Below are 21,371 nucleotides of genomic sequence, written 5' to 3'. Positions count from 1 at the left end.
GAAAACAGTAATGATAAGTAACGCGCCGTTGGTATTAGAGGGCTTGGCACTAAATGGCAAATAACCAGCTTAGTGGTGGTAAGAAAACCTCTATCTATATAGTTGTAAATTCTAACATCAATCCCAAGGTAAGGGTTATAGTGATCAACATTAGCAATGTATCTAATACGTTGCTGTCACCTTCAACAGACCAATAAAAAAGGAAATGGTATGTCTCATCAAGTATTCGAAGATAACTCTCTTACCATTGGCAACACGCCACTTGTACGTTTAAACCGTATTGGCAATGGCAATATTTGGGCCAAGCTCGAATCTCGTAACCCAGCTTTTTCAGTAAAATGCCGCATTGGCGCCAACATGGTGTGGGATGCAGAAAAGAAAGGCATTCTGACAAAAGGCAAATCCATTGTGGAAGCGTCGAGTGGTAACACAGGCATTGCCTTGTGTTTCGTTGCCGCGTCTCGTGGTTATCCGATTACCATCACTATGCCATCCAGCATGAGTATTGAACGCCGCCAGGTCATGAAAGCACTTGGTGCGACGATCGTCCTAACGGAACCCGCGAAAGGCATGAAAGGTGCGATTGCTAAAGCCGAAGAAATTGCACAAGACGAAAACTTCGTTTTACTGCAACAGTTCAACAATCCAGCCAACCCTGAAATTCATGAAAAAACCACTGGCCCAGAAATTTGGCAAGACACTAATGGCGAAATTGACGTATTTGTTGCTGGCGTTGGCACTGGCGGCACTATCACAGGCGTAAGTCGTTACATTAAAAACACGCAAGGCAAGGCCATCATCAGTGTGGCAGTAGAACCCACCAGCTCGCCTGTTATTACACAAACCCTAAACGGCGAAGACCCAACACCGTCACCGCACAAAATCCAAGGCATCGGCGCAGGCTTTGTACCAAAAAATCTAGACCTTTCGATGGTTGACCGCGTAGAGCAAGTCACCAACGAAGACGCGATTGCGATGGCAAAACGCTTAATGCGTGAAGAAGGTATCTTATGCGGTATTTCTTGTGGTGCTGCTGTCGTTGCGGCGGAACGCTTGAGCAAACTAGCCGAATTTAAAGACAAAAAAATCGTCGTGGTTTTGCCAGACTCAGGCGAGCGTTACCTATCAACCGCTTTGTTTGAAGGTGAATTTACCGACAACGAATTGGTTCAGTAATCATTAACATAGATAACCCCCTCCCGACCTCCCCCTTAATAAGGGGGAGGAGCAAACGGCTTCCCTCCCCTTAGTCTTTCAAGAGGAGGGTCAGGGAGGGGTCACTTTCTTACCTAATTAATGCGGTTTCTTCGTACCGTAACGCACCATGTCTTTGCCATTTTCAAACACATAAGGAGTTACCCAGCGCCCCAGTAATAACTGCTGATTGTCATCCAGCACGGCCACAAACGGACGACCATTGGCATTGTTGGTTGCCAACGCCACGCCCGATACATTATTCAACCCCAAACCACCCGCTTCTATTAAACGCAAAAACGTCTCAAGCTCATCAAGGGTGTCAATTACATCATTTTCATTAATCATTCGTTCTACTCTGTTACATCAATAATGGCTTTACATTCATACTAACCGCGAATACCACGCGTTGGCTGTCCCTTCAATACTTTGTTGTAAATCAGGCTGCCGATTGCTCAATCGATAACTGAAGCAGATAATGCTCAAGCTCTGAGTCTGTCATTATTTCAAAATCTGTAAATAAGGCGACTGGCTTAATTGCTTTGCCATTACCTTGCTCTAAACGCACAAAACCTTTTTCGCTTAACGCTTTTAACGTGTTTGATAAGTTTGATTTTGCCCGTCCTGTCAATTCAGACAGCTCGGTTACACTTTCTGGCCTTTCAGAATCCATAAGGCGTAAAAGCTCAATATTCTCTGGGCGCAAAATCTGAGAGATAGCGTTGATTGATGTATACCAAACCTTGGGCTCATTTTCTTGAGGTGTATATTTACCTTGAGCAATCGCTAATAACCTCATACGAATGAGCGGTTCAGACATAATTCCAATTCTTACTTTCATATTATTTATCCTCAATTGCAGCAATGGTTTTGTCTATTCCCTCAAAGAAATCCTGAAGTAATGTGTAACAATCAGAGAATTCATAAGCCGTACCTTGGTCAACTGCTGATTTATGCAGATGATCGTATTCATAACGTTTACCACTAAATTTTTTGCCTTTCGGTGGTTTTACTGCGTGAGCATTGTCATGACCAAACACTCTTTTATTGTATTTATTATGCAAAGTGAGACTGTAACGAATACCATGTGGTCGTTCTTCCGTTGGAGGAACTGACCATGCTTCAATTTTCCACCAATCCCCATCATCTCTATAAACTTGTTCACCATGCATACTTAAAAGAACGTCAATTTCATCCAAGCTCAAGCCCTCACATCCATGTTATGACCAGATCATAACACATGACACATGTAATGCAAAATTGAGGAATTAATTAAATTGACAGGGCAGACACGTTAAAACACTTAGTCTAAATGATGGTGATTCATTTTTGCTATTTTCTCTCGGATAGCATCACAGACAAAAGCATTTAAACTTTGACCTTCAGCTGCAATAACGGCTTCTCGATGCAACGCCTCACCAGTTCTAATATTAAATGAGCCTTTACAAGGCTTTTGAGCCTCACGCCCAAGCTCTTCACAGGATAAAAGGTATTCATCTACCGAACGACGAAACTCAACTTCAAGCTCTTTCAACGTCGTCGCTTCATAGGTTACTGTGTCACGAATGAAAGCAAGCTTGCCAAAAAGCGTATTGCTTTCCAGCTCCGGTTCAATAGTGCCTAAATAATCTTTATATCGCAGATAAGTCATAACCAACCTTCTTGTATCAAATGCAGCTTCACCGATTTTAAAGCGCCGCCTTTCAGCTCATTCTCAGGGTGAGGTTTATGTAGCAATAGCATGGCATCTTTACCTTTGTGGTAAAAACGAACTCGCGAGCCTGCCATTTCTTTCTTTTCATAGCCAAGCGGAGCGAGTGCCTTGATTGGTTTGTTAAATGTCGTTGTTAAAACTGATATTGTTTGCTTTGCACCAATCTATTGTCGCTTGCTTTAACGCTAACTCTTCATAGGCATACCAAGCATCTAATAACGCTAATGATCCTAATAAATCTTTTAAGCGAGAGTATGCTCCTTGCTTACGAAACATGTCATAAACAGTGTCGAGATGCTCTGGAATCTTCTCTGATGTAAAACGAATTACCAGATGCTTGCCTAAATCTAATTCGCGTTTATCCGGTATTTGCAAATACTTATCACTGTCATACAAATCATCTGGTATTGGTTCTTCAACCGCATCACCGATGTAATATATAGCACCACTTTCAGTATCAAGGTAAGCCTCGCTGTCTCCGCAACCAGAGGAAGCAAACTCAATAGCCCATTCTATGTCATCTAGTTTTACTGTCATAAAATCTCCTGGGGACACAATAATTAATAATGCCAAGCCATAATAAGTTATAGCGCTGCGACCAAGCCGTTGGCTTTGATCTGATAAACCACTTCGCCAGCATCAAAAACACACAACTCACCTGATTCCATTTGCTGCCATGTTTCGTCGTGGGTTAAGGGTTGTGTAGCGATAACAGTGACAACGTCTTTGTCTGTGGTGACTTCTTTGAAGTCGACTATGACATCTTCATCCGATAAAGTGGCTTTTTTAAACGGCGCTCGGCGGGTGATCCAGTGCAATTTGGTGGTGCAAAAACAGTATAAGCGTATACCATCGGACAGCATCATATTGAAGACGCCCATGGATTTTAACTGCAAAGCCAGTTCAGCCAGTTTTGACGATAATGCATTCAGCTCTGGTTCACACTCACCAAAGCAGGCCTGTAGGCGCTCGATGATCCAGCAAAACGCTCTCTCCGAATCAGTGCTACCCAATGGATGGTGATGCGCTATGGGTAACGAGCCAGATGACTCTAATTGACCATTGTGCGCGTAAGTCCAGGTTTTCCCCCAAAGCAAACGGTGAAATGGATGAGTATTTAACAGACTCACGGCCCCGACATTGGCTTGACGAATATGACTAATGACGATGTCACATTTCAATGATGTCTTACTCATGACTTCGGCCATATCTGAGTCGGCGCTTGGTCTAGGGTCATGAATCGCCCATACGTAACCATCACGGTACATAGCCATGCCCCAGCCATCTTTATGCGGCCCCGTGCGCCCACCACGAGCACGCAGGCCCGAGAAGCTGAAACATATGTCTGTTGGCACATTGGCACTCATGCCCAATAACTCACACATCGTCTAGGTTGTCTCTCTTAGTAGATTTACGGCTTTTCATCCGGCGATACAATAAAACACCACTACCAATGATCAGAATCGCGCCTAGATTCAACACACCATACATGATCCATTCTCGAGCAGTAATGCTGTTTGCTTTGTCACGGATTTTTTCTATTTGAGACGTCTCAACAACATTGGTATCTGCATTTTCTGTAGGGTCTTCAATTTCTTGCGCCTCCTCTACCACAGAAATGGCAGGTGCAAACGATACAGGGGCAACCTCTTGATCAGAAGAAGATGGCGTCATTAGCGTATCCTCTACCTGAGCGCTGTCCCCTAAGGTCACGACGGGAGGACGCCCGGCTTCTCGAGATAGGCTCCAAGATGGCGTCCAGTAATCAAATCGCAAATCGGTTTGCGTCATGCCCACCAACTTTGCCCGAACTTTGACGTTATCGCCAACGGATACAGGAATCACTTTTTCCCAGTAACCTTGTCCGATTAATGGCATTTCTTCTGTCTCAATGGTGCCATTACCATAAGAAAACTCTAATTGGATGTTGGAACGCAATACATTGAGTTTTAAATTAACGGGTTTGGCGGTAAAAGCGACCAAATCGCCACCTTGACTCGCTCCAGCAAATTCAATCGCGGGGTGAACCGTAAAATACTGACTCAGCTGACGTGAGAAGGTTTTACCATCCACCAAGGTCACCAACTCATAATTACCTGGCTCAGTAATACCTACCATACGCTGTTTGAACTGACCATTTGTTCGGGCCAATTCATTGCTATAAATAGACTCTTCTGTTTCGCCACTTAATTGTTTTAAAGTTTGAGTTACCTTTAGCAGATTCAGCACGTCATCATCTTTGATCATGACATCGCTCTGAAACAAGCCGATTGTTGAATAAATAGGTTCATTCACAAAAATAACCGGGGTCACTTTTGTGGCTTGCGCACTCAAATCCGTAATCACCCTGACACTGCTTCGTGCCAAGTCGACATTGCTCACCTGCCATTCGCCTGCAGCAGGGTCGTTGATCGTGATTAAGGTATAGTGATCAGAAGCCGATACCGACACACCTTGGCCATTCTGCAACGACAAAGTACTGGCATCAGGCTTGGTAATAAGTGGTTGCTCATTGCTTTCGTGAAAGACAACCAGCGTCAATTCCTTGATAGCGTCATCCACTAAGAAGCGATTGCCATCAAAGGGCAGCTCATCCACTGGCGCGGCTTGAGTGAATATACGCTCAAAAACATCCAATAGGTCTTCAGGAAGGGCAACCTCTGTGTGGATGGCATTCGTTCTTAGGGACAATGATTCCAACAGGGCTTTGTCTGTGTAGCCCGTCATAGAAATGGTATGAAGATGAATACCACGCTCTTCTAACTTGGTGGTCAACTCATTAAGGATACGATCACGGGAGGCTTTATTAATCGCCTCATCTAAACTGATGTCTACCATGCCATCCGTCACCAATATCCAGTGACGATCGAAACCTGGCGCCAAATCACCCGAGTCTGGTGTTTCTAACAGTAACTTAATAATGGCTTCTAAATCGGTTTCGACGTCTTCTGTAACATAAGCATCAACATAGCTCGCCAGCTTCGCTTTGGTGACTTTATTGACGTTCGCTTCTGGCAACAAGACACGAGGCTCTTCGCCAAATAGCCAGATACCTAGCGTTGCTTGTTCTTCAGGAGCGAGGTTCGAGATGAGGCGCAACGCCTCCGATGTCAGCTTATCAGGATCACTGATCAGCATACTGCCAGAGGCATCAACAATAACACGAAATTGGGTATCCGCTTGACTAAGTGGGCCCCAAAAAGACAGGACAGCTGCTAACAACACAGTATGTATTTTCAACCATTTCACGTCTGCGAACTCCTTGAACGATTTACTTTGTTGAAATTAGCAACCGCTATCACGTTAGATCATACGGTTCCGGCATTCCATGTACCCATTTTATAATATGAGTTTCCCATTCCTCTTCTTCGACATTATGCTCATTCACCGCATAATGTCGAACCGTTAAACCTTGACGAAGCATTTCTTTATCGCTTCCTACTACCAACGGGTGCCAATTAGGCAAATCTTTGGTTTCATGCAGTACACGATAACTGCACGTATCCGGCAACCATTGAAAGTCATCAATTTGGTTTGGCGTAAGCGTTATACAGCTTGCCACTTTTGCTTGTCGAGTCTCATACACTTTACACTGACAAGTCGCGATATTGAGTTGATGACAGGAAAGATTAGTATAATGAACCTCTTCCGTATCATCATCTTGCAATTTTTGCAGGCAGCATTTTCCACAACCATCGCAAATAGACTCCCACTCCGTAGGTGACATTTGCTCCAACGCAGTGGTTTTCCAAAAAGGTTCGTAACGCTTGGCAATCATTCTCTGAGTCCAACTAATTAGTACACGGCTTGCGTCGGCGTTTTATACAAATCCAGCAAATAATCTTCTTTGACTGGCGGCAATTGTAGGTAAAAGCCTTTTTCTCGAATCTCACTAGCTACTTTCTCAGGTGTTGCCCGAGCCAGTTTGCTCTCGTTCGTCAACAGCATCGTCATGGCACTGATGCCTTTACCAAAACGCACCATCAGCGCTTCTGGAATGTCTTTCAGTCCTTTGCTTTTTTCCACATACAAGTACATACCATCGTGCTTGGATGAGCGGAATACTTCGACAATTAAATGTTGCTTCATAATTTTCTCTTGGCGCTATCACGCCATATTAGGACTTTTTAAATTTTTCTAACACAGGATTGACTATTTCTTCACGGCGCCAGCCCGTTAATGCGGGATTCTGCCAATCAATCTCGGTACCATCAAACAAATGACGCACTAAAGGATCAAGCAGCTTGCGCTTCATCATGGCCTCAGGCGCAATGTTTAAAGCTTCTGCTCGTTCACGCACAAAGGCTTTAACCGCTTTCGTTAGCTCTCCCGCTTGAGATGGCAGGGGAATTTCCAACGGCAATTGATACTCATCCGGTGATAATTCTTTTACTAACGCTACGTTTTGCAGAATGACCTCACCATACAACCGATGCTGACGCCCCGTTATTTCCTCTGCTTCAGAGATGGCTTTGTGGTGAGACGGCAATGTCTTCGCTAACGACCAAAGCGTTCTGTCTTTTAAAATTTGCCCTTTTGGAACATCTTCTTTTCGAGCTTGTCCATCACGCCAAATAAACAACAAACGCAAAAGAGTTAAGCCCTCAGGAGACAAGCGCCAAGCGGTTTTAATGCCATCCCAGTTTTGCTCTGGGTCGGCGTTCATTTGATACTGCCATTTTAGAGAATCACAGTCTTCCATGGCCCAGTCGAGCATATTTTTGGCGTTTAAACGCGCTATTTGCAACGGATACACTTTCGCCAAGTACACCACATCCAGTGCTGCGTATCGCTTCTGAGCGTCAGTCAATGGTCGCTGAATCCAATCTGAACGCGTTTCGTCTTTGGCCACTTCAATTTGCAAATATTCATGGATCAGCTTCACATAACTCAATGACCATTGTGCGCTGGCATAGGCTTCGCCTATTTGGGTGTCATAAAAGGGTGTTGGCAGCACCCCCAATAAACGATCAAAAACATCCATGTCTTCAGAACAAGCATGAAAAACCTTCATCACAGATGGGTTTACCATTAAGTCACGCAGCGGTTGCCACTCATCAATCGTTAATGGATCAATAAGCACCGCCTTTTCACCCTCACTAACTTGAATCAACCCCGTAATCGGAAAATAGGTAGAACGTCGGATAAATTCTGTGTCAACAGCGATTACTGGCAATTGAGCCCAGTAATCGCACCAACTTGCCAGCGATTCGTTATCCGCCACCCAAACAATATTCAGAGCATCATCTTGATCATTCATACTAGAGCTTCTTCCGTCCCTCTAGCGCTAAAGCCAGAGTGTTGCCATCAACGTATTCCAGTTCACCCCCCATGGGTACACCATGGGCAATGCGACTGACGTTGATGTTCAATGTTTTTAATTTTTCAGCGATATAATGGCAAGTCGCCTCACCTTCCACCGTTGAGTTCGTGGCAATAATGGCTTCTTCCACGTCGTTATGCTGTACCAAACTTTCTAAACGATCCAAGCCTAACTCTTCCGGACCTATGCCATCAATTGGCGACAGATGCCCCAAAAGAACAAAATAGCGGCCGGTATAGGTGCCTGCTGACTCAATGGCGATCACATCGGCTGGTGTCTCAACAATACACAAGCGCTTGGCATCGCGCTCAGGGTCTTTGCAGATGCCGCACTCTGACTCTTCCGTCAAAGTGCGGCAGCTGGAACAGCGCCCCACTTTATCTAACGCCTCTCGCAATGCATTTGCCAGTCTATCCGCCCCTTGATGATCACGCTCTAATAAATACAACGCCATCTTTTGCGCTGATCTTGGACCGACACCCGGCAAGCAACGCAACGATTCAATCAGTTCTTTAATTAAGGGACTAAACAAAGCTTGCTCCTAGAAAGGCATCTTAAAGCCTGGTGGCAAAGACATGCCCGCTGTCGCCGCGGCCATTTTTTCTTTTTGAGTGACTTCGATATTACGCACAGCATCATTGACGGCGGCGGCAATTAAGTCTTCTAGCATTTCTTTGTCATCGGCAAATAAAGAGTCATCAATAGTGACACGCTTCACATCATGACGACCTGTCATCAGGATTTTCACTAAACCAGCACCCGCTTGACCTTCGACTTCCATGTTGGCGATTTCTTCCTGCGCCTTCTGCATGTTCTCTTGCATCTGCTGCGCTTGGCGCATCATGTTACCCATTCCACCTTTAAACATATCTTTGCTCTCCAAATTAAGCTTTAACTTTAACCGTATCATAAACCAATTGTGCCCCCATCGTTGCCGATAAGGCTTGTACAACCGGATGTGCATTCAAATATTCAATGGCTACCTGCAGGGCCTCTGCGCGCTTACTGGCGGCAAACTCTTCTGCAGTCACCCCTGTGGTATCTTCCACTGTGTCTATTATCAAGGGCACCGTCATGGCAAAGAAATCGCTCAGGGCACCTTGTATTTGTTCGTAACGTACTTGGTTCAGCATGTGCCCGTACTCTAAAGGCACTTCAAGACGTATGCCTTGATCACTGGCATCCACCAAACTGGAATTCATTAAAATATTCTGTACCAAACCTGTCAAAGGCAATCGCGGCGCCACCAACCACCAAAGCTTCATTGTCAGCTGATTATAGTGGTTTAACTCAGGCAAAGGCATACCTAATGCAGGCTGGGCAATAGTATCCGGCAATTTTGACAAACGTGTATCCGGCTCTTTGCTTGCTTCGACGGCAGGCGACTCGATTGGTTCCGCGCCTAAAGCGTCCACTAAATCTGCGGCAGGGTTAAATGGATCAATGACATCCGCAATAGCACGCTCTTCGGCTTCCTCCTCATCGTCTTCGTCTTCCATCACATCGTCAGATGCCAAGAACGAGTCATCTGCGATGACAAAAGGCTTAGTCTCTGGCTGGCTCTCCTTGTCTGTCTTAATCTGCTGCGCCATAACGGACATCGATTCAGATGGCTCGTTCTGGTCTAGTGGCGTATCATTCTGAGGCTCAACATCCGCTGCATGAAGCGACTCAACCTCCTCTATGACAACCGCTTGCGCCATCTCATTATAGACACTTTCCTGATCCGTGATGGCGCTCTCAACCTCGCTATCTGGTGCATCGTCAGGCATGACCATTTCTTCTGGTGACGTTTCCCAAGGCGGGCGTTCCGCCGCGGACATCGGCTTTGAAGACACTTGCTCAGGAATAGACTCAGTGGACTTTACCGCTGGGACTTCAATGTCAACGGCCGATGTTTTTTTTTCTGCCTTCGACGCCGCCGTAGAGTCGGGTTCTGACGTTGAACTCATTGTGTCTGGCGAGCGCGTTGTCGCTGAAGAAACCACTGGTGGCACTTCATGACTGACCACCATAGGTGGCGCTGGTCGAAAGGCGATCAATCTTAACATCAGCATTTCGAAGCCCGCACGGGCAGAATGCGCCAAATGCAAATCACGGCGACCAATTAATAAGCCCTGATACATGATTTGTATTTCTTCAGAGCTAACACTGGCGGCAATACCCTGAATCCGAGCCAAATCACCCAGCTGATCCATTAATGCGCCTGGCACTTGCTGCTCTATCGCCACACGGTGCAACACATCCAATAAACTGCCACAAATCGCTGTAAAATCGGGCTGGTAATCGGCCAGTTGTTCTATTCGAGTCAAAACTTGTGCCGCATTTTTAGACGCCACACTTTCTAGTAAATCCAAGACTTGCGCTTGATTGACCAAGCCTAACATGGCAGTGACGCCCGACTCGGTAATCGTACCGTTACCAAAAGCAATGGCTTGATCTGTCAAACTCAACGCATCACGCATACTGCCATTAGCAGCCTGACCAATTTGCCACAATGCAGGCTGATCGTAGTTTACTTGTTCGGTGGTCAATACGGTTTGTAAATAATCCACCACACGTTGCGCAGACATGTTCTTCAGATTGAACTGCAAACAGCGAGACAAAATAGTAACAGGAAGCTTCTGCGGATCGGTTGTCGCCAGTAAAAACTTAACGTGCGCGGGCGGCTCTTCAAGAGTTTTTAGCAAAGCATTGAAGGAATGCGTCGACAACATGTGCACTTCGTCTATCAGGTAGACTTTAAAACGGCCACGAGTGGGTGCGTATTGCACGTTTTCTAATAATTCGCGGGTATCTTCTACCTTGGTTCGAGAGGCCGCATCCACTTCAATCAGGTCGACAAAACGACCTTCAGCGATTTCTCGGCAGCTATCACAGGTGCCACAAGGCTCTGGCGAAATGCCATTGGTCTCACAGTTCAAGCATTTAGCGAAAATACGCGCGATCGTGGTTTTACCGACACCGCGAGTTCCGGTAAACAAATAGGCATGATGTAAACGCTGTTGGCGTAAAGCATTCACCAACGCTTGAAGTACATGGTCTTGCCCAGCCATTTCAAGGAACGTCTGTGGGCGCCATTTACGTGCTAAAACTTGATAACTCATGATGGATACTGGCTAATAAAAAGCGATTTTTTATTGTACGGCAGTCCGAGCAATTTCGAAACCACTCTTGATGCACAGGATGACAGGTAATCGAGACAAATAACCAAAAAACTTCACTATAAAGATCAACAGCTTGGATTTAGAAACCATTTTGCCCGACCACGTCAGGCAAAATGTTTAACATCTCTAATTTGCTTTTGCTTCACGCACCTTACGCTGACGCTCTTTTTCTAGGGCTTTTTCTAAACGGTGCTTCTCAACGGCATCCAGTACTTCAGCCCCAATATGTTCTTCGCCTCGCGCACGAGCAAGCTGAACCTGACGCTCGCGTTCAATAAAACGCTGGCGCTGCTCATCGGTGAATTTATCAAAGCAATGCACACAGCTTACGCCTTGAACATAACGCTCATCTTGTTTTTCTGCTTCTGTAATAGGCATACGACAGGCATGGCATTGGTCGTACTCACCTTTTTGTAGATCGTGATTAACCGAAACACGGTTATCAAAAACAAAGCACTCACCTTCCCATAGGGTGTCTTCTTTTGGCACTTCTTCCAAGTACTTTAAGATTCCGCCTTCAAGGTGATACACCTCTTCGAAACCTTGCTCTAGCATGTAAGCGGTGGATTTTTCACAGCGAATCCCTCCGGTACAAAACATAGCGACCTTTTTATGCTTGGCAGGGTCCATGTTTTCTTTCACGTAAGCAGGAAACTCACGGAAGGTTTCTGTCTTTGGATTGATGGCGTTTTTGAACGTACCGATTTGCACTTCGTAATCGTTTCGCGTGTCGACCAGCACCACATCAGGATCAGAAATCAGCGCATTCCAGTCTTGAGGCTTAACATAGGTTCCCACCACACGCTTAGGATCAATGCCTTCGACGCCCATGGTGACGATTTCTTTTTTCAATTTAACTTTTGTGCGGTAGAAAGGCATGTCTTCATCGTAAGATTCTTTGGATACGATATTGTCCAAGCCTGGCTGTTGATCTAACCATGCCAACATGGCATCAATACCTTCACGAGACCCCGCCACTGTACCGTTAATACCTTCGCTGGCAAGCAATAAGGTGCCGCGGATACCATGGTCTTCTAAGGTTTTTTGAAGGGGTTCACGAAGGGACTCAAAATGAGGCAGCTCAACAAACTTATAAAGGGCACATACGACAATTTTAGACATCTTTTTCTCCTCTGCGATCTGGAACGTAAAACCAGAGCAATTAAACAAGGCGCGCATTATAGAGATTTATCGCGTCATTTTCGAGGTCAAATCCCAAAAAAAACCACACAAAGGTAAAGGGATAAAATACACTTGGCGCTGTTTTTATTGCTATTGATCAGGGTCAAGCGTTGTCCCGGTGGTATTATTGACACGAAACCAACCGGCGATACTGTGACGGGTTCGCTTTGCCAACCTAACTTCGTGATAAAAACATTCGCTTAAAAAAACCGCCAACCGGCCTTTCTTTGGAAAAAATCGTCCAACTTCAATGGATGGGTCATTTTCGTCGTAAATCACCAGCTCGCCACCATCGCCGTCTTGCCACTCCTCGTTCAAATACAACACAGTGGACAAAATACGATTACTCTCTCCCTTAAACGCGTCAATGTGCTTTTCATAAAACGCACCCTCTTCGTAACGAGCAAAATGCGCCTCATAATCAAACAACCCAAGAAACAAACGACGATTGAGCGCGACACGCAACTCCGCCATCATTTTCAAAAAATCTTTACGGATTGGCTTATCAGGATCGATCCATTGAATGTAATCACGACGCGCATCCAAGACAATTTGGTGGTCTTGTTTTCGACCCACACCCGCCTGCAACATAAAAGCATTTTGTATGCTTTCAGCTTCATCCATAAGGGCCTGGGTGAAGTTCGTAGAAAAAAATTCATCTTGAACACTCCAACCTTTCGTTTGCAAATCCATCAATAAATTTTCAAACGGTTCTTCACGGCTAAACGCCGGAATAGAATTCTCAACATAAAGATGGGGGGCTGGAAGCACATGGGTAGACATAGATAGATTAATCACTTCTAAAAAGGCAAAATAACGTAGGCCATTATGATACTGTAGCCACACACACAAAAACACCAAGATTTCACCCTTTTATGACCCAAACTTTTCAATTACGCGACTATCAAATACAAGCCGTGGACGCCTGTTTGGCGCATTTTCGCCATACAAATGATCCCGCGGTTATTGTGCTTCCTACTGGCGCAGGCAAAAGTTTGGTCATAGCAGAACTCAGTCGACTGGCAAAAGGTCGCGTCGTTTGCTTGGCTCATGTCAAAGAGCTTGTCGAACAAAATCACGCAAAATTTGTCGCAACCGGAACATCCGCGGGTATTTTTTCAGCGGGTCTCAGGCAAAAAAACAGCACCGAAAAAACAACCTTCGCCAGCATTCAGTCGTTATCTGCCAATCTCTCTGATTTCAATGCCCCTGCCAGCTTAATCATTATCGACGAATGCCATCGTGTTGGCATAGAAGACGAAGGCCAATACCTCAAGACCATCGAGCACTTTCGCACACTCAATCCACAAGTAAAAATTCTTGGCTTGACCGCCACGCCCTACCGCTTAGGCAGCGGCTGGATCTACCAACATCATTACCATGGCTACACTCGACATTGCCCTGAGGGATTTTTCAAAAAATGCATTTTTGAACTCCCCTTACAACACATGGTGAAGAAAGGCTATTTGACCCCGCCCATTCATTATGACGCCGCCATTGCCCACTACGATTTCAGTTTACTAACGGAAAGCCTAGATGGAGAGCAAAATACCGACGATATCGCGTTAAATGAACTTATTCACAAATACCCACGTGTGACCCAAGCGGTCACCGAGCAGATTCTTCAGCTAAGCACCGATCGACAAGGTGTGATGATTTTTGCCGCGACCATTGATCATGCGAAAGAAATTGTTGGGTATCTGCCCGCTGACAAAACAGCGCTCGTGACAGGCAAAACCAAACTGAGACAACGGGACACCTTGATCTCGGCTTTTAAAGCCAAGGAGATTAAATTCCTCGTCAATGTATCGGTATTAACCACGGGATTTGATGCGCCACATGTGGACGTTATTGCCATTTTACGCCCAACACAATCCATCAGCCTATTTCAACAAATTGTTGGCCGAGGGTTACGCTTAAGTCCGGGTAAAACAGACTGCCTCGTCTTGGATTACACGAACAACGGCTACAATATTTTTCAGCCGGAAATTGGCGAAAAGCGCCCCACTCCAGATTCCGTTGCGGTACAAATACATTGCCCTGCTTGCGATTTTGCTAACACTTTCTGGGGGAGAAAAGACGCTGAAGGCAATATCCTTGAACATTTTGGGCGCCGCTGCCATGGTTTAATCGAAGTAGACGGTATGGAAGAACAATGCACCTACCGCTTTCGCTTTAAACGCTGCCCCTATTGCAATGAAGAAAATGACATTGCCGCACGACAATGCCAACATTGTGCCGAAAAACTGATCGACGCTGATGACTTACTCAGAAGCGCACTCAACTTAAAAGACAACAAAGTACTACGCTGTGCAGGCATCACACCCAAAATAGACAACAAAGATAAGAGTCTTAAAATCACCTACCATGATGAAGACGGCTTAACACTGTCGGAAACATTTCGCTTTAACTTTAAAAAATCACGCCAAACGTTTAATGATGTCTTTGCGCGCCGAATCGCCAATGGCAGCCAATCTATTGTGTTTGAAACGCTTGAAGACGTAGAGCGTTTTTTACCCTACTTACCCATACCCGACTTTGTAATCGCTAAAAAACAAAAACAACACTGGCAAGTCACTGAAAGGCTGTTTGATTACCAAGGTCCGTATCGCAAAGCCAACCAACTCAGTTAAAGCATGATTAACCGCGATTTTTTAAGGCACTTCGATAAGACATCTCAAAGGGTAAGTTCATTTTTTTCAAATGTTCGATGGCCTCTTGCCCCAAAATGCCTTTTGGCACAGCGTTCAATAGAACAAACCAATAATTCGCAATCATGTTGTCCGCAAAAATACTCGCCGTCTTTTCATCCACGCCAATCTGCTTAAATCGCTTTACAATACCGTCTGTAATCACCGTCATTTGTTTAGTGTGAAATCCACCTTTTGCCAAGCTGTCTAACAACACCAAACGTGTGAATTCCGCATACTGATCGTAAAAATCAAACAGAACTTGTGCCATTTGCAGGAGGTAATCAATTGGGGAAGCACTGGCTTTTTGAGCCACCACTGCGGCACGCAAGGCTGTATCCATCTCATCAAAAAAAATATCTTTTACCAAGGCTAATTTATCTGGGAAATGAACAAACAAGGTGCCTACAGCAATACCGGCCTGATCACTCAAGTAGCGCGTGCTGGTGGCTTCAATACCTTGGGTTAGAAAGGCGTGCTTAGCGATGGTTTTGATTTTGGATCGAGTATTGGCTTTTTGTTGTTGACGAAGACTCACTTTCACGTTCCCCTAAGTAAGAAGTTACGAGAGTCTAGCCTGTCTGATTTTCAATGACGAGTGCAATTTACTATATGGAACGTTAGCGTAAGGAATTCACACTAGGCATGCTGGGTTTATTCAAAGAATCGGACAGGTCTTTCATGAAGGATTCAATACGCTCAGCATTCACCCCAAAATCGCCACTTCCCACCCTTGAGCAAGAACGCATATCCACTCGAACTTGGCTCTTGTCTATCTGAGTAATACGAATGACGACATCGTCGCGGAAACCAAAAATCGGCGTACGAGCCGTCGCTTCGATAATGCCTGCGCCAGCGTACAGTGCAACAACGTCCCAACCGCGCTCTTCAACTAGGGTTACCGCTGCGCTGTAAACCACTGATTTTTCCTCGGAGGAAAACAAGGGCTGAACATCAGGATAATGTTTAGCTTGAATCGGTGCCCATTCACTGTTGTAGCTTAATTCATTCTCTTGGGAGCTGCGGATAAAATTCACGTTAAGAAAAGTGGGAGGGACTTCGGTGTCAGTTGTGATGTCATTGATATCGGGTAGGCTGGCACGCTGTAAATAAAAGCCAATCCACATAAGACTGTAAACCAGCGAAATGAGGAGTACGAGAATAAAAAAACGTCGACTAGCGAGATTACATTCTTTACGACAAGCGCCTAATGATAAAGCAGCTAATAGAGACAAAAATAACGAAGCAAACACACTTTTTCGTAGCATAGAGAAGCCAGTTATTGGCTCAAACATTCCAACTCGAACACCGGCAATAGATACAAATGCAACACACCCTACTAACATGAGAAGAATGTATAAAACCGGAGAGATATAACGACTCATAGACAACTCATAACGAAAAAATAATATCTCACACCATATCGTGACTTGATGACAACGAACAGAAGCAACAAGCCCGTTTCAACGCATTCCTTTGTATTTGCATATTTTCCGTAAACTTTTCGACAACAAAGACTAAAGATAAGCAATATTTATTAACAAATTTAAACAATTAAGCCACTGTTCGTCATTAATTCCCCCTTTCTCCTTCCGCATATCCTTGCGCAAAACGCGAAAAGTTTACCTAGACATCCAAAACAAAAAACCGATAATAGCGCGCCGTCAAAACAGAAGATTTTATCCATGAGAACAGCACCAAACAAGCATTGTGTCGATCTACTACGCGAGTTGTGTAAAACAGAATCGATTCGCCCCTTCATAGCAAGAGGTTCCAGAGCTATTCGCTGCACCCATTGCCTAATGACGGAGTTTGCTTGTTTTTGCCATTTAAGGGAAAACCACTCTTCACCTGTGGAATTTATTTTGCTTTTCCATCGTGACGAAATTCACAAACCGACCAACAGCGGTCGACTCATTGCCGATTTATTCCCAGATGACACTCAAGCTTATCTGTGGAGTAGAACTGAGCCACAACAAGCATTGCTTGACCACATAACAAGCAAACAAGGCAACTGCACTATATTGTTCCCCAATACGGAAACAGCCAGAGAGCAACACAGACCGTTTAGAAGCGTGATCCCATCAAACACCAACGGGGAGACAAAACACACCTTCATTATCTTGGATGGAACCTGGAAACAAGCCAGTAAAATGTTTCACCAGAGTCATTGGTTAAAAGATATCCCACACTTTGAAATTAACAGTGAAGCACAACGCTCTTTTCTTGTTCGACACTCCAGTCATGAAATGCAATTTGCCACCGCGGAAGTCACAGCCATGCTCTTGGACACATTGGGACACAAAGATCACGGCCAACAACTGCTCAACTACTATAAAGCATTTAACGAGCACTGCCTGATCAGTCGACAACGTGGTGGCAGCGCCCAAATCTGAAACTCAATGACGAGATTTTTTGTTTCAATCGAAATCAAGACTCTCTGAAAAGTAGATTCGCCCAACCGTTTGAATAAAACTGTGCGGCTTGCTTTTTCTTTTTACCGACTAAAATCGGCCCATTATCCAAAAACAAAAACGCCTTCCAAGTGCGCTTAAATACGCCCCAGGAAAGTTCAAACACCAACTCATTATGACAGCAAAAAAACACCGTGGTATCGTCGCCCCAAGCAGAAAAATGCACTAAAAGCTCATCAGGTAATTCAGCCCGATCACTGTCCCACGCTTTTTCCCATTGAAGCTTAGTCACAGGGAGCTGTGACGTGGTTTTTTTCAACCAATCGCGCTCTGTAAAATGATCTGGATGCACTTGTTCATCACTAATGTAATCTCGCCAAATCTGCCCTGCACGCTGCTCACTTAGCAAGCGAATAGCCTGTAAATCTTCTGGCTCTACTTTTGGATCATTACGTTTAAAAATCCAGTTTTTTGAAAAATGTTCTAACGATTGGTACAAGGAAATGTCCTTTGGTGAATGAAAATGCCAACAAATAAAATGATGAAAAAAACTAACCTAACAAGTGAAAAAGGATCGTTTGTTCAATCGGTCAAGCTTCTCTAATATTAGCATTGTTGTAATAAAACAACATTTCTTAAATAACCAACTTGGAGAATACTATGGACTCTCAACAACAATACGAAGCATTACTAGCAAAATGGGGCTATGCCGACACCACTGTTGAAGATCACGCTCGCCGTCAAAGACGTGCTCGTCGTATCAAAGCGGTTGTTACTTTCTTCAAAAACGCATTCAAAGCGATCAAAAAACAAAACGCTCGCCCACAGCAACTTGGTCAAGCAAGTAACTAAGTGCAAAAAGAATAAACCCCACAACAATGGGGTGCTAGTATAGCGTAAAGCGTTAGTTTTTTTTAAGGGGAGAAAAATAATAAAACCTCCCTCCCTTCCTTAACCTCCTCAAAATTCGTTATGATCAGCCCTCATTCACAACGAAACTGTTTTATTTATGACTTATTCTTACAAAGCCATCATCTTTGATTGCGACGGCGTTATTGTCGATACAGAAAACATCTCTAATTCCATTCTAAAATCCATGTTAAGTGAATGCGGCCTTGAACTCGACGATGAGACATTACACGCGAAATTCACTGGGTTCACGAACAAAGAAAACCTCATCAACGCCGAAAAACTGCTTGGTAAGCCGTTACCCGCGACATTTGATAAAGATTACAGACAGCGTTTTCACGCGATTATCGAAGCGGACCTAGAACCCATTGCTGGCGTTCGTGAATTACTCAGCAAAATCTCTGTTCCTATTGCCATGGCGACGAACGCACGACGTCAAGAAATGAATTTTAAACTGAATAAAATTCAATTAGCAGATCGCTTCTCTACTCGCTTTTGCGTTGAAGACGTGGAAAATGGCAAACCCGCACCAGACCTGTATTTAACCGCTGCCAAAGCACTAAATGTTGAACCTAAAGACTGTTTGGTCATCGAGGATTCTGTGGCAGGCATTACAGCGGGCAAAGCCGCGGGAATGCGAGTACTCGCCTTCAGTGAAACGCTTGACGCCAAAATGCAAACGGCCGCCGGCGCGACCGAATGCTTTAATACTATGAAAGACCTAGAGCGTCTTTTAGGAATTTAACCAGCCCTCTACTTATCAATAGAGAGCACACAACGCTCTAATTAGACATGGACTGCAGCTGTTTCAGCAGACTCTTCGGCAATTCCTTTATGGTCAGTGTGCCAGAGTCTGCATCAAACACGATGGACTCACCAAGTAAGTCACTGTCAAAACTCATCGTCAACGCACGTGAACTACCAGACAAGCGAGTCAGTTTTTTCAGTGCCGCTTTCTCGACGAAAATCTCCTTTTCCATTTTAAAACTATCAGAGTCAGCGATTTCTAAAAACTTATTCGCTTGCTCAATGGAAAACCGAGATTCCACCTGAGAGGCAATATCCTTAATGGCTAAAGGTTCACGATCTTGCGCTTTTGCTTGGCAATGCTCGGAAACCACTTTTTTAAATTCATTTGCCTGCTTAGAAGGTAAGCCTTCAGACTGACAAAAGGCCGCGGTCAAATCCACCAGCTTGCGAGTTTCTTTGGCCGCCACTTTCGGTTCGTCACAACCAATAAACTGCGTGAAATACTCACTTTCAGATTTGGGTGCACGCCCAAAGCGAAACGAAATATAACGCCCTTCATCGCCAGCTTGCCACGCGGTCAAATTAATGCGCAACGACATGTGTAACTTTTCCATCTCAATTTGCTCAATTTGCGACAAACTAAGATCCGCACCGAGACCAATGCCTTTTTTACGCTTTAACATCACTATGTACAAAAAATGCGTATCATGCAGCTCATAATGATTGAACCACAACAGACCGCCTTCCGCCTCTTCCACAGGTTCTAGATACTTAAGGTAATCCGCCGCACACTCTTTTGTAAAACTGGCAAAATCCACAAAAGTATCGTTTTTAAAATGCTTAAACAGCAAGGCTGGTAATTGAGCCCCCTCTTCGCTTCCTTGAGGATTCACAAAACGCCCGGTGTTCATTCCAGATCGATTAAAGAGATTCGTCACCTGAGCAGACAATGCCTCAGCTTGCCCGTCAACTGGGTTTTCATTTGGACGTGCAATCAGTATCGCTTTACGCTCACCTTCATGCTTTTGAATCTCATGCACAATTAAGTTGCTAATAGACACCAGCTACCTCTTACGTTTAATATGGATGATTACGATCATTTTTTAACCCATACACTTGTATAGGATCTTCCCAAACCAAAATACTATGATAAAACCAAAAACCACAAAGAGAGACACGCGAAAAGAACTGGAATCTCTGGTAGATCAATTTATCAAGAAGAACGGAACCATCCAACAAGTCGACATGGGTGAATCTGGTTTAGTAGATGGTAAGTATAACACGAGCCACATAGGCTTTAACGAACCAAAACAAGATCGCACACCATTAAATCATGTTGTTGCGGCTATTCAACAACGAAAACACAGCAAATCACCACCAACCACCTCTTCACCAAAAAAGCGCCCTAAGAAAAAAATCCTCTATGATGACTTTGGCGACCCTATTCGCTGGGTCTGGGAAGAATAAGAATCTAAAGTGAGTCTTTTGGGTTCGCTTTGAATTACCTCTCTGATCCTGCAATAATGCCACAACATTTATTCATCATATTAGGGAGTTATCATGTCTATTCGATACCTACACGCCATGATCAGAACAGATAAACCAGAGGAAAGTCACACTTTTTACACAGAAGGCTTAGGCCTTATCCAAACCAGACGCATGGACAGTGAAAAAGGCCAGTTTTCTCTTATTTACTACGCGACTGAAAAAGGCGCACCAGAAGTCGAGCTAACTCATAACTGGAGCGATCGTACCTACACAGGTGGCGATCAGTTTGGTCACTTGGCGTTTGAAGTCGAAAACATTTATCAAGTGTGTGAAAAGCTGCAATCTTTAGGCGTTACCATACTAAGACCACCACGTGATGGACACATGGCGTTTATTAAAGACCCTAATGGCATTTCAATTGAACTGCTCCAGAAAGATGGCTCTCTTGAAATAGCAGAACCATGGGCATCAATGGAGAATATTGGCAGCTGGTAGTTACATTTCATTACAAAGCAACCGTTTGCTTAAAGAAAGCTACAA

Annotated in this window: 27 protein-coding genes; 7 read left to right on the top strand and 20 right to left on the bottom strand. The window is 44.6% G+C overall.

Annotated features, from left to right (window positions below; genetic code table 11):
* Nucleotides 1–210: 210 nt before the first annotated feature.
* Entirely contained in the window at nucleotides 211–1,176 is a 966-nt protein-coding gene (gene cysK, locus DK187_RS10760; protein WP_111607346.1) for a cysteine synthase A, read from the top strand.
* A gap of 117 nt (nucleotides 1,177–1,293) precedes the next feature.
* On the opposite strand, the gene DK187_RS10755 is transcribed toward cysK, so the two are convergent.
* The 16 genes from DK187_RS10755 to DK187_RS10680 all read right to left on the bottom strand — a co-directional run bounded on the left by DK187_RS10755 (nucleotide 1,294) and on the right by DK187_RS10680 (nucleotide 13,426).
* On the bottom strand, nucleotides 1,294–1,542 hold the full coding sequence (locus DK187_RS10755) for a hypothetical protein (protein WP_111607345.1): 249 nt from the start codon (nucleotides 1,540–1,542) through the stop codon (nucleotides 1,294–1,296).
* A gap of 91 nt (nucleotides 1,543–1,633) precedes the next feature.
* Nucleotides 1,634–2,035 (bottom strand): HVO_A0114 family putative DNA-binding protein, encoded by a 402-nt coding sequence (locus tag DK187_RS10750; RefSeq protein WP_111607344.1) that lies wholly within the window; start codon nucleotides 2,033–2,035, stop codon nucleotides 1,634–1,636.
* A gap of 1 nt (nucleotide 2,036) precedes the next feature.
* The gene (locus DK187_RS10745) at nucleotides 2,037–2,393 is read right to left on the bottom strand and encodes a toxin-antitoxin system TumE family protein (RefSeq protein WP_111607357.1); all 357 of its coding nucleotides are present in this window, start codon (nucleotides 2,391–2,393) and stop codon (nucleotides 2,037–2,039) included.
* A gap of 104 nt (nucleotides 2,394–2,497) precedes the next feature.
* Nucleotides 2,498–2,845 carry a type II toxin-antitoxin system HicB family antitoxin gene (locus tag DK187_RS10740; RefSeq protein ID WP_111607343.1) on the bottom strand — a complete coding sequence of 116 codons (348 nt, stop codon included), beginning with the start codon at nucleotides 2,843–2,845 and terminating at the stop codon, nucleotides 2,498–2,500.
* A complete protein-coding gene (locus DK187_RS10735) occupies nucleotides 2,842–3,021 on the bottom strand; it encodes a type II toxin-antitoxin system HicA family toxin (RefSeq protein WP_223232387.1) in 180 nt (59 codons plus the stop codon). Before DK187_RS10735 ends, DK187_RS10740 begins: the two co-directional genes overlap by 4 nt.
* A gap of 7 nt (nucleotides 3,022–3,028) precedes the next feature.
* Complete coding sequence (locus DK187_RS10730; RefSeq protein ID WP_111607341.1) at nucleotides 3,029–3,445, bottom strand: UPF0158 family protein; 417 nt, start codon at nucleotides 3,443–3,445, stop codon at nucleotides 3,029–3,031.
* Between the two features lie 47 nt (nucleotides 3,446–3,492).
* A complete protein-coding gene (locus DK187_RS10725; protein WP_111607340.1) occupies nucleotides 3,493–4,293 on the bottom strand; it encodes a class II glutamine amidotransferase in 801 nt (266 codons plus the stop codon).
* A complete protein-coding gene (locus DK187_RS10720) occupies nucleotides 4,286–6,157 on the bottom strand; it encodes a VWA domain-containing protein (RefSeq protein WP_111607339.1) in 1,872 nt (623 codons plus the stop codon). The genes DK187_RS10725 and DK187_RS10720 overlap by 8 nt, the downstream gene beginning before the upstream one ends.
* Nucleotides 6,158–6,206: 49 nt before the next feature.
* On the bottom strand, nucleotides 6,207–6,686 hold the full coding sequence (locus DK187_RS10715; RefSeq protein ID WP_111607338.1) for a YcgN family cysteine cluster protein: 480 nt from the start codon (nucleotides 6,684–6,686) through the stop codon (nucleotides 6,207–6,209).
* A 17-nt stretch (nucleotides 6,687–6,703) separates the two neighbouring features.
* Entirely contained in the window at nucleotides 6,704–6,997 is a 294-nt protein-coding gene (locus DK187_RS10710; RefSeq protein ID WP_111607337.1) for a YcgL domain-containing protein, read from the bottom strand.
* 28 nt (nucleotides 6,998–7,025) lie between these two features.
* Nucleotides 7,026–8,168, bottom strand: coding sequence for a ribonuclease D (gene rnd / locus DK187_RS10705; protein ID WP_111607336.1), 1,143 nt, complete (start codon nucleotides 8,166–8,168; stop codon nucleotides 7,026–7,028).
* 1 nt (nucleotide 8,169) lies between these two features.
* Nucleotides 8,170–8,763 carry a recombination mediator RecR gene (recR, locus tag DK187_RS10700; protein ID WP_111607335.1) on the bottom strand — a complete coding sequence of 198 codons (594 nt, stop codon included), beginning with the start codon at nucleotides 8,761–8,763 and terminating at the stop codon, nucleotides 8,170–8,172.
* A 9-nt stretch (nucleotides 8,764–8,772) separates the two neighbouring features.
* Nucleotides 8,773–9,099 carry a YbaB/EbfC family nucleoid-associated protein gene (locus tag DK187_RS10695; RefSeq protein WP_111607334.1) on the bottom strand — a complete coding sequence of 109 codons (327 nt, stop codon included), beginning with the start codon at nucleotides 9,097–9,099 and terminating at the stop codon, nucleotides 8,773–8,775.
* Between the two features lie 16 nt (nucleotides 9,100–9,115).
* Nucleotides 9,116–11,338, bottom strand: a complete 2,223-nt coding sequence (dnaX, locus tag DK187_RS10690; RefSeq protein ID WP_111607333.1) for a DNA polymerase III subunit gamma/tau — start codon at nucleotides 11,336–11,338, stop codon at nucleotides 9,116–9,118.
* A gap of 186 nt (nucleotides 11,339–11,524) precedes the next feature.
* Nucleotides 11,525–12,520 (bottom strand): oxygen-dependent tRNA uridine(34) hydroxylase TrhO, encoded by a 996-nt coding sequence (trhO, locus tag DK187_RS10685; RefSeq protein WP_111607332.1) that lies wholly within the window; start codon nucleotides 12,518–12,520, stop codon nucleotides 11,525–11,527.
* Between the two features lie 150 nt (nucleotides 12,521–12,670).
* Nucleotides 12,671–13,426: a 2OG-Fe(II) oxygenase gene (locus DK187_RS10680; RefSeq protein ID WP_223232194.1), complete on the bottom strand. Its 756-nt coding sequence runs from the start codon at nucleotides 13,424–13,426 to the stop codon at nucleotides 12,671–12,673.
* A 29-nt stretch (nucleotides 13,427–13,455) separates the two neighbouring features.
* Here DK187_RS10680 and radD point away from each other — a divergent pair, with 29 nt between their 5' ends.
* Complete coding sequence (gene radD / locus DK187_RS10675) at nucleotides 13,456–15,213, top strand: DNA repair helicase RadD (RefSeq protein ID WP_111607331.1); 1,758 nt, start codon at nucleotides 13,456–13,458, stop codon at nucleotides 15,211–15,213.
* A gap of 7 nt (nucleotides 15,214–15,220) precedes the next feature.
* Here the strand turns inward: radD and DK187_RS10670 are convergent, their stop codons facing one another.
* A complete protein-coding gene (locus tag DK187_RS10670) occupies nucleotides 15,221–15,808 on the bottom strand; it encodes a TetR/AcrR family transcriptional regulator (RefSeq protein WP_111607330.1) in 588 nt (195 codons plus the stop codon).
* An 82-nt stretch (nucleotides 15,809–15,890) separates the two neighbouring features.
* Complete coding sequence (locus tag DK187_RS10665) at nucleotides 15,891–16,655, bottom strand: DUF1499 domain-containing protein (protein ID WP_111607329.1); 765 nt, start codon at nucleotides 16,653–16,655, stop codon at nucleotides 15,891–15,893.
* A 300-nt stretch (nucleotides 16,656–16,955) separates the two neighbouring features.
* Between DK187_RS10665 and DK187_RS10660 the strand changes: the two genes are divergently transcribed.
* Nucleotides 16,956–17,666 (top strand): tRNA-uridine aminocarboxypropyltransferase, encoded by a 711-nt coding sequence (locus DK187_RS10660; protein WP_111607328.1) that lies wholly within the window; start codon nucleotides 16,956–16,958, stop codon nucleotides 17,664–17,666.
* Nucleotides 17,667–17,700: 34 nt separating this feature from the next.
* On the opposite strand, the gene DK187_RS10655 is transcribed toward DK187_RS10660, so the two are convergent.
* Nucleotides 17,701–18,183, bottom strand: coding sequence for a DUF2947 family protein (locus tag DK187_RS10655; protein WP_111607327.1), 483 nt, complete (start codon nucleotides 18,181–18,183; stop codon nucleotides 17,701–17,703).
* Between the two features lie 161 nt (nucleotides 18,184–18,344).
* Here DK187_RS10655 and DK187_RS10650 point away from each other — a divergent pair, with 161 nt between their 5' ends.
* Together DK187_RS10650 and DK187_RS10645 are read left to right on the top strand one after the other, a co-directional pair.
* Nucleotides 18,345–18,536 carry a hypothetical protein gene (locus DK187_RS10650; protein ID WP_111607326.1) on the top strand — a complete coding sequence of 64 codons (192 nt, stop codon included), beginning with the start codon at nucleotides 18,345–18,347 and terminating at the stop codon, nucleotides 18,534–18,536.
* 157 nt (nucleotides 18,537–18,693) lie between these two features.
* Nucleotides 18,694–19,338, top strand: a complete 645-nt coding sequence (locus tag DK187_RS10645) for an HAD family hydrolase (protein ID WP_111607325.1) — start codon at nucleotides 18,694–18,696, stop codon at nucleotides 19,336–19,338.
* Nucleotides 19,339–19,375: 37 nt separating this feature from the next.
* Here DK187_RS10645 and DK187_RS10640 read toward each other — a convergent pair whose 3' ends face one another.
* Nucleotides 19,376–20,404 (bottom strand): nucleoid-associated protein, encoded by a 1,029-nt coding sequence (locus tag DK187_RS10640; RefSeq protein ID WP_111607324.1) that lies wholly within the window; start codon nucleotides 20,402–20,404, stop codon nucleotides 19,376–19,378.
* 85 nt (nucleotides 20,405–20,489) lie between these two features.
* Between DK187_RS10640 and DK187_RS10635 the strand changes: the two genes are divergently transcribed.
* Together DK187_RS10635 and DK187_RS10630 are read left to right on the top strand one after the other, a co-directional pair.
* On the top strand, nucleotides 20,490–20,810 hold the full coding sequence (locus tag DK187_RS10635; RefSeq protein WP_111607323.1) for a hypothetical protein: 321 nt from the start codon (nucleotides 20,490–20,492) through the stop codon (nucleotides 20,808–20,810).
* 93 nt (nucleotides 20,811–20,903) lie between these two features.
* Entirely contained in the window at nucleotides 20,904–21,326 is a 423-nt protein-coding gene (locus DK187_RS10630) for a VOC family protein (RefSeq protein WP_111607322.1), read from the top strand.
* Nucleotides 21,327–21,371: the final 45 nt, after the last annotated feature.

It is taken from the genome of Marinomonas arctica (assembly GCF_003259225.1).
Lineage (GTDB): Bacteria > Pseudomonadota > Gammaproteobacteria > Pseudomonadales > Marinomonadaceae > Marinomonas > Marinomonas arctica.
This window is presented reverse-complemented; position numbering and strand designations above follow the sequence as displayed.

Bases quoted from the DNA above. Each gene is read 5' to 3' on its own strand.
- cysK (WP_111607346.1), top strand. From the start codon at position 211: ATGTCTCATCAAGTATTCGAAGATAACTCTCTTACCATTGGCAACACG.
- DK187_RS10755 (WP_111607345.1), bottom strand. From the start codon at position 1,542: ATGATTAATGAAAATGATGTAATTGACACCCTTGATGAGCTTGAGACG.
- DK187_RS10750 (WP_111607344.1), bottom strand. From the start codon at position 2,035: ATGAAAGTAAGAATTGGAATTATGTCTGAACCGCTCATTCGTATGAGG.
- DK187_RS10740 (WP_111607343.1), bottom strand. From the start codon at position 2,845: ATGACTTATCTGCGATATAAAGATTATTTAGGCACTATTGAACCGGAG.
- DK187_RS10730 (WP_111607341.1), bottom strand. From the start codon at position 3,445: ATGACAGTAAAACTAGATGACATAGAATGGGCTATTGAGTTTGCTTCC.
- DK187_RS10725 (WP_111607340.1), bottom strand. From the start codon at position 4,293: ATGTGTGAGTTATTGGGCATGAGTGCCAATGTGCCAACAGACATATGT.
- DK187_RS10715 (WP_111607338.1), bottom strand. From the start codon at position 6,686: ATGATTGCCAAGCGTTACGAACCTTTTTGGAAAACCACTGCGTTGGAG.
- DK187_RS10710 (WP_111607337.1), bottom strand. From the start codon at position 6,997: ATGAAGCAACATTTAATTGTCGAAGTATTCCGCTCATCCAAGCACGAT.
- rnd (WP_111607336.1), bottom strand. From the start codon at position 8,168: ATGAATGATCAAGATGATGCTCTGAATATTGTTTGGGTGGCGGATAAC.
- DK187_RS10695 (WP_111607334.1), bottom strand. From the start codon at position 9,099: ATGTTTAAAGGTGGAATGGGTAACATGATGCGCCAAGCGCAGCAGATG.
- dnaX (WP_111607333.1), bottom strand. From the start codon at position 11,338: ATGAGTTATCAAGTTTTAGCACGTAAATGGCGCCCACAGACGTTCCTT.
- trhO (WP_111607332.1), bottom strand. From the start codon at position 12,520: ATGTCTAAAATTGTCGTATGTGCCCTTTATAAGTTTGTTGAGCTGCCT.
- radD (WP_111607331.1), top strand. From the start codon at position 13,456: ATGACCCAAACTTTTCAATTACGCGACTATCAAATACAAGCCGTGGAC.
- DK187_RS10665 (WP_111607329.1), bottom strand. From the start codon at position 16,655: ATGAGTCGTTATATCTCTCCGGTTTTATACATTCTTCTCATGTTAGTA.
- DK187_RS10660 (WP_111607328.1), top strand. From the start codon at position 16,956: ATGAGAACAGCACCAAACAAGCATTGTGTCGATCTACTACGCGAGTTG.
- DK187_RS10650 (WP_111607326.1), top strand. From the start codon at position 18,345: ATGGACTCTCAACAACAATACGAAGCATTACTAGCAAAATGGGGCTAT.
- DK187_RS10645 (WP_111607325.1), top strand. From the start codon at position 18,694: ATGACTTATTCTTACAAAGCCATCATCTTTGATTGCGACGGCGTTATT.
- DK187_RS10635 (WP_111607323.1), top strand. From the start codon at position 20,490: ATGATAAAACCAAAAACCACAAAGAGAGACACGCGAAAAGAACTGGAA.
- DK187_RS10630 (WP_111607322.1), top strand. From the start codon at position 20,904: ATGTCTATTCGATACCTACACGCCATGATCAGAACAGATAAACCAGAG.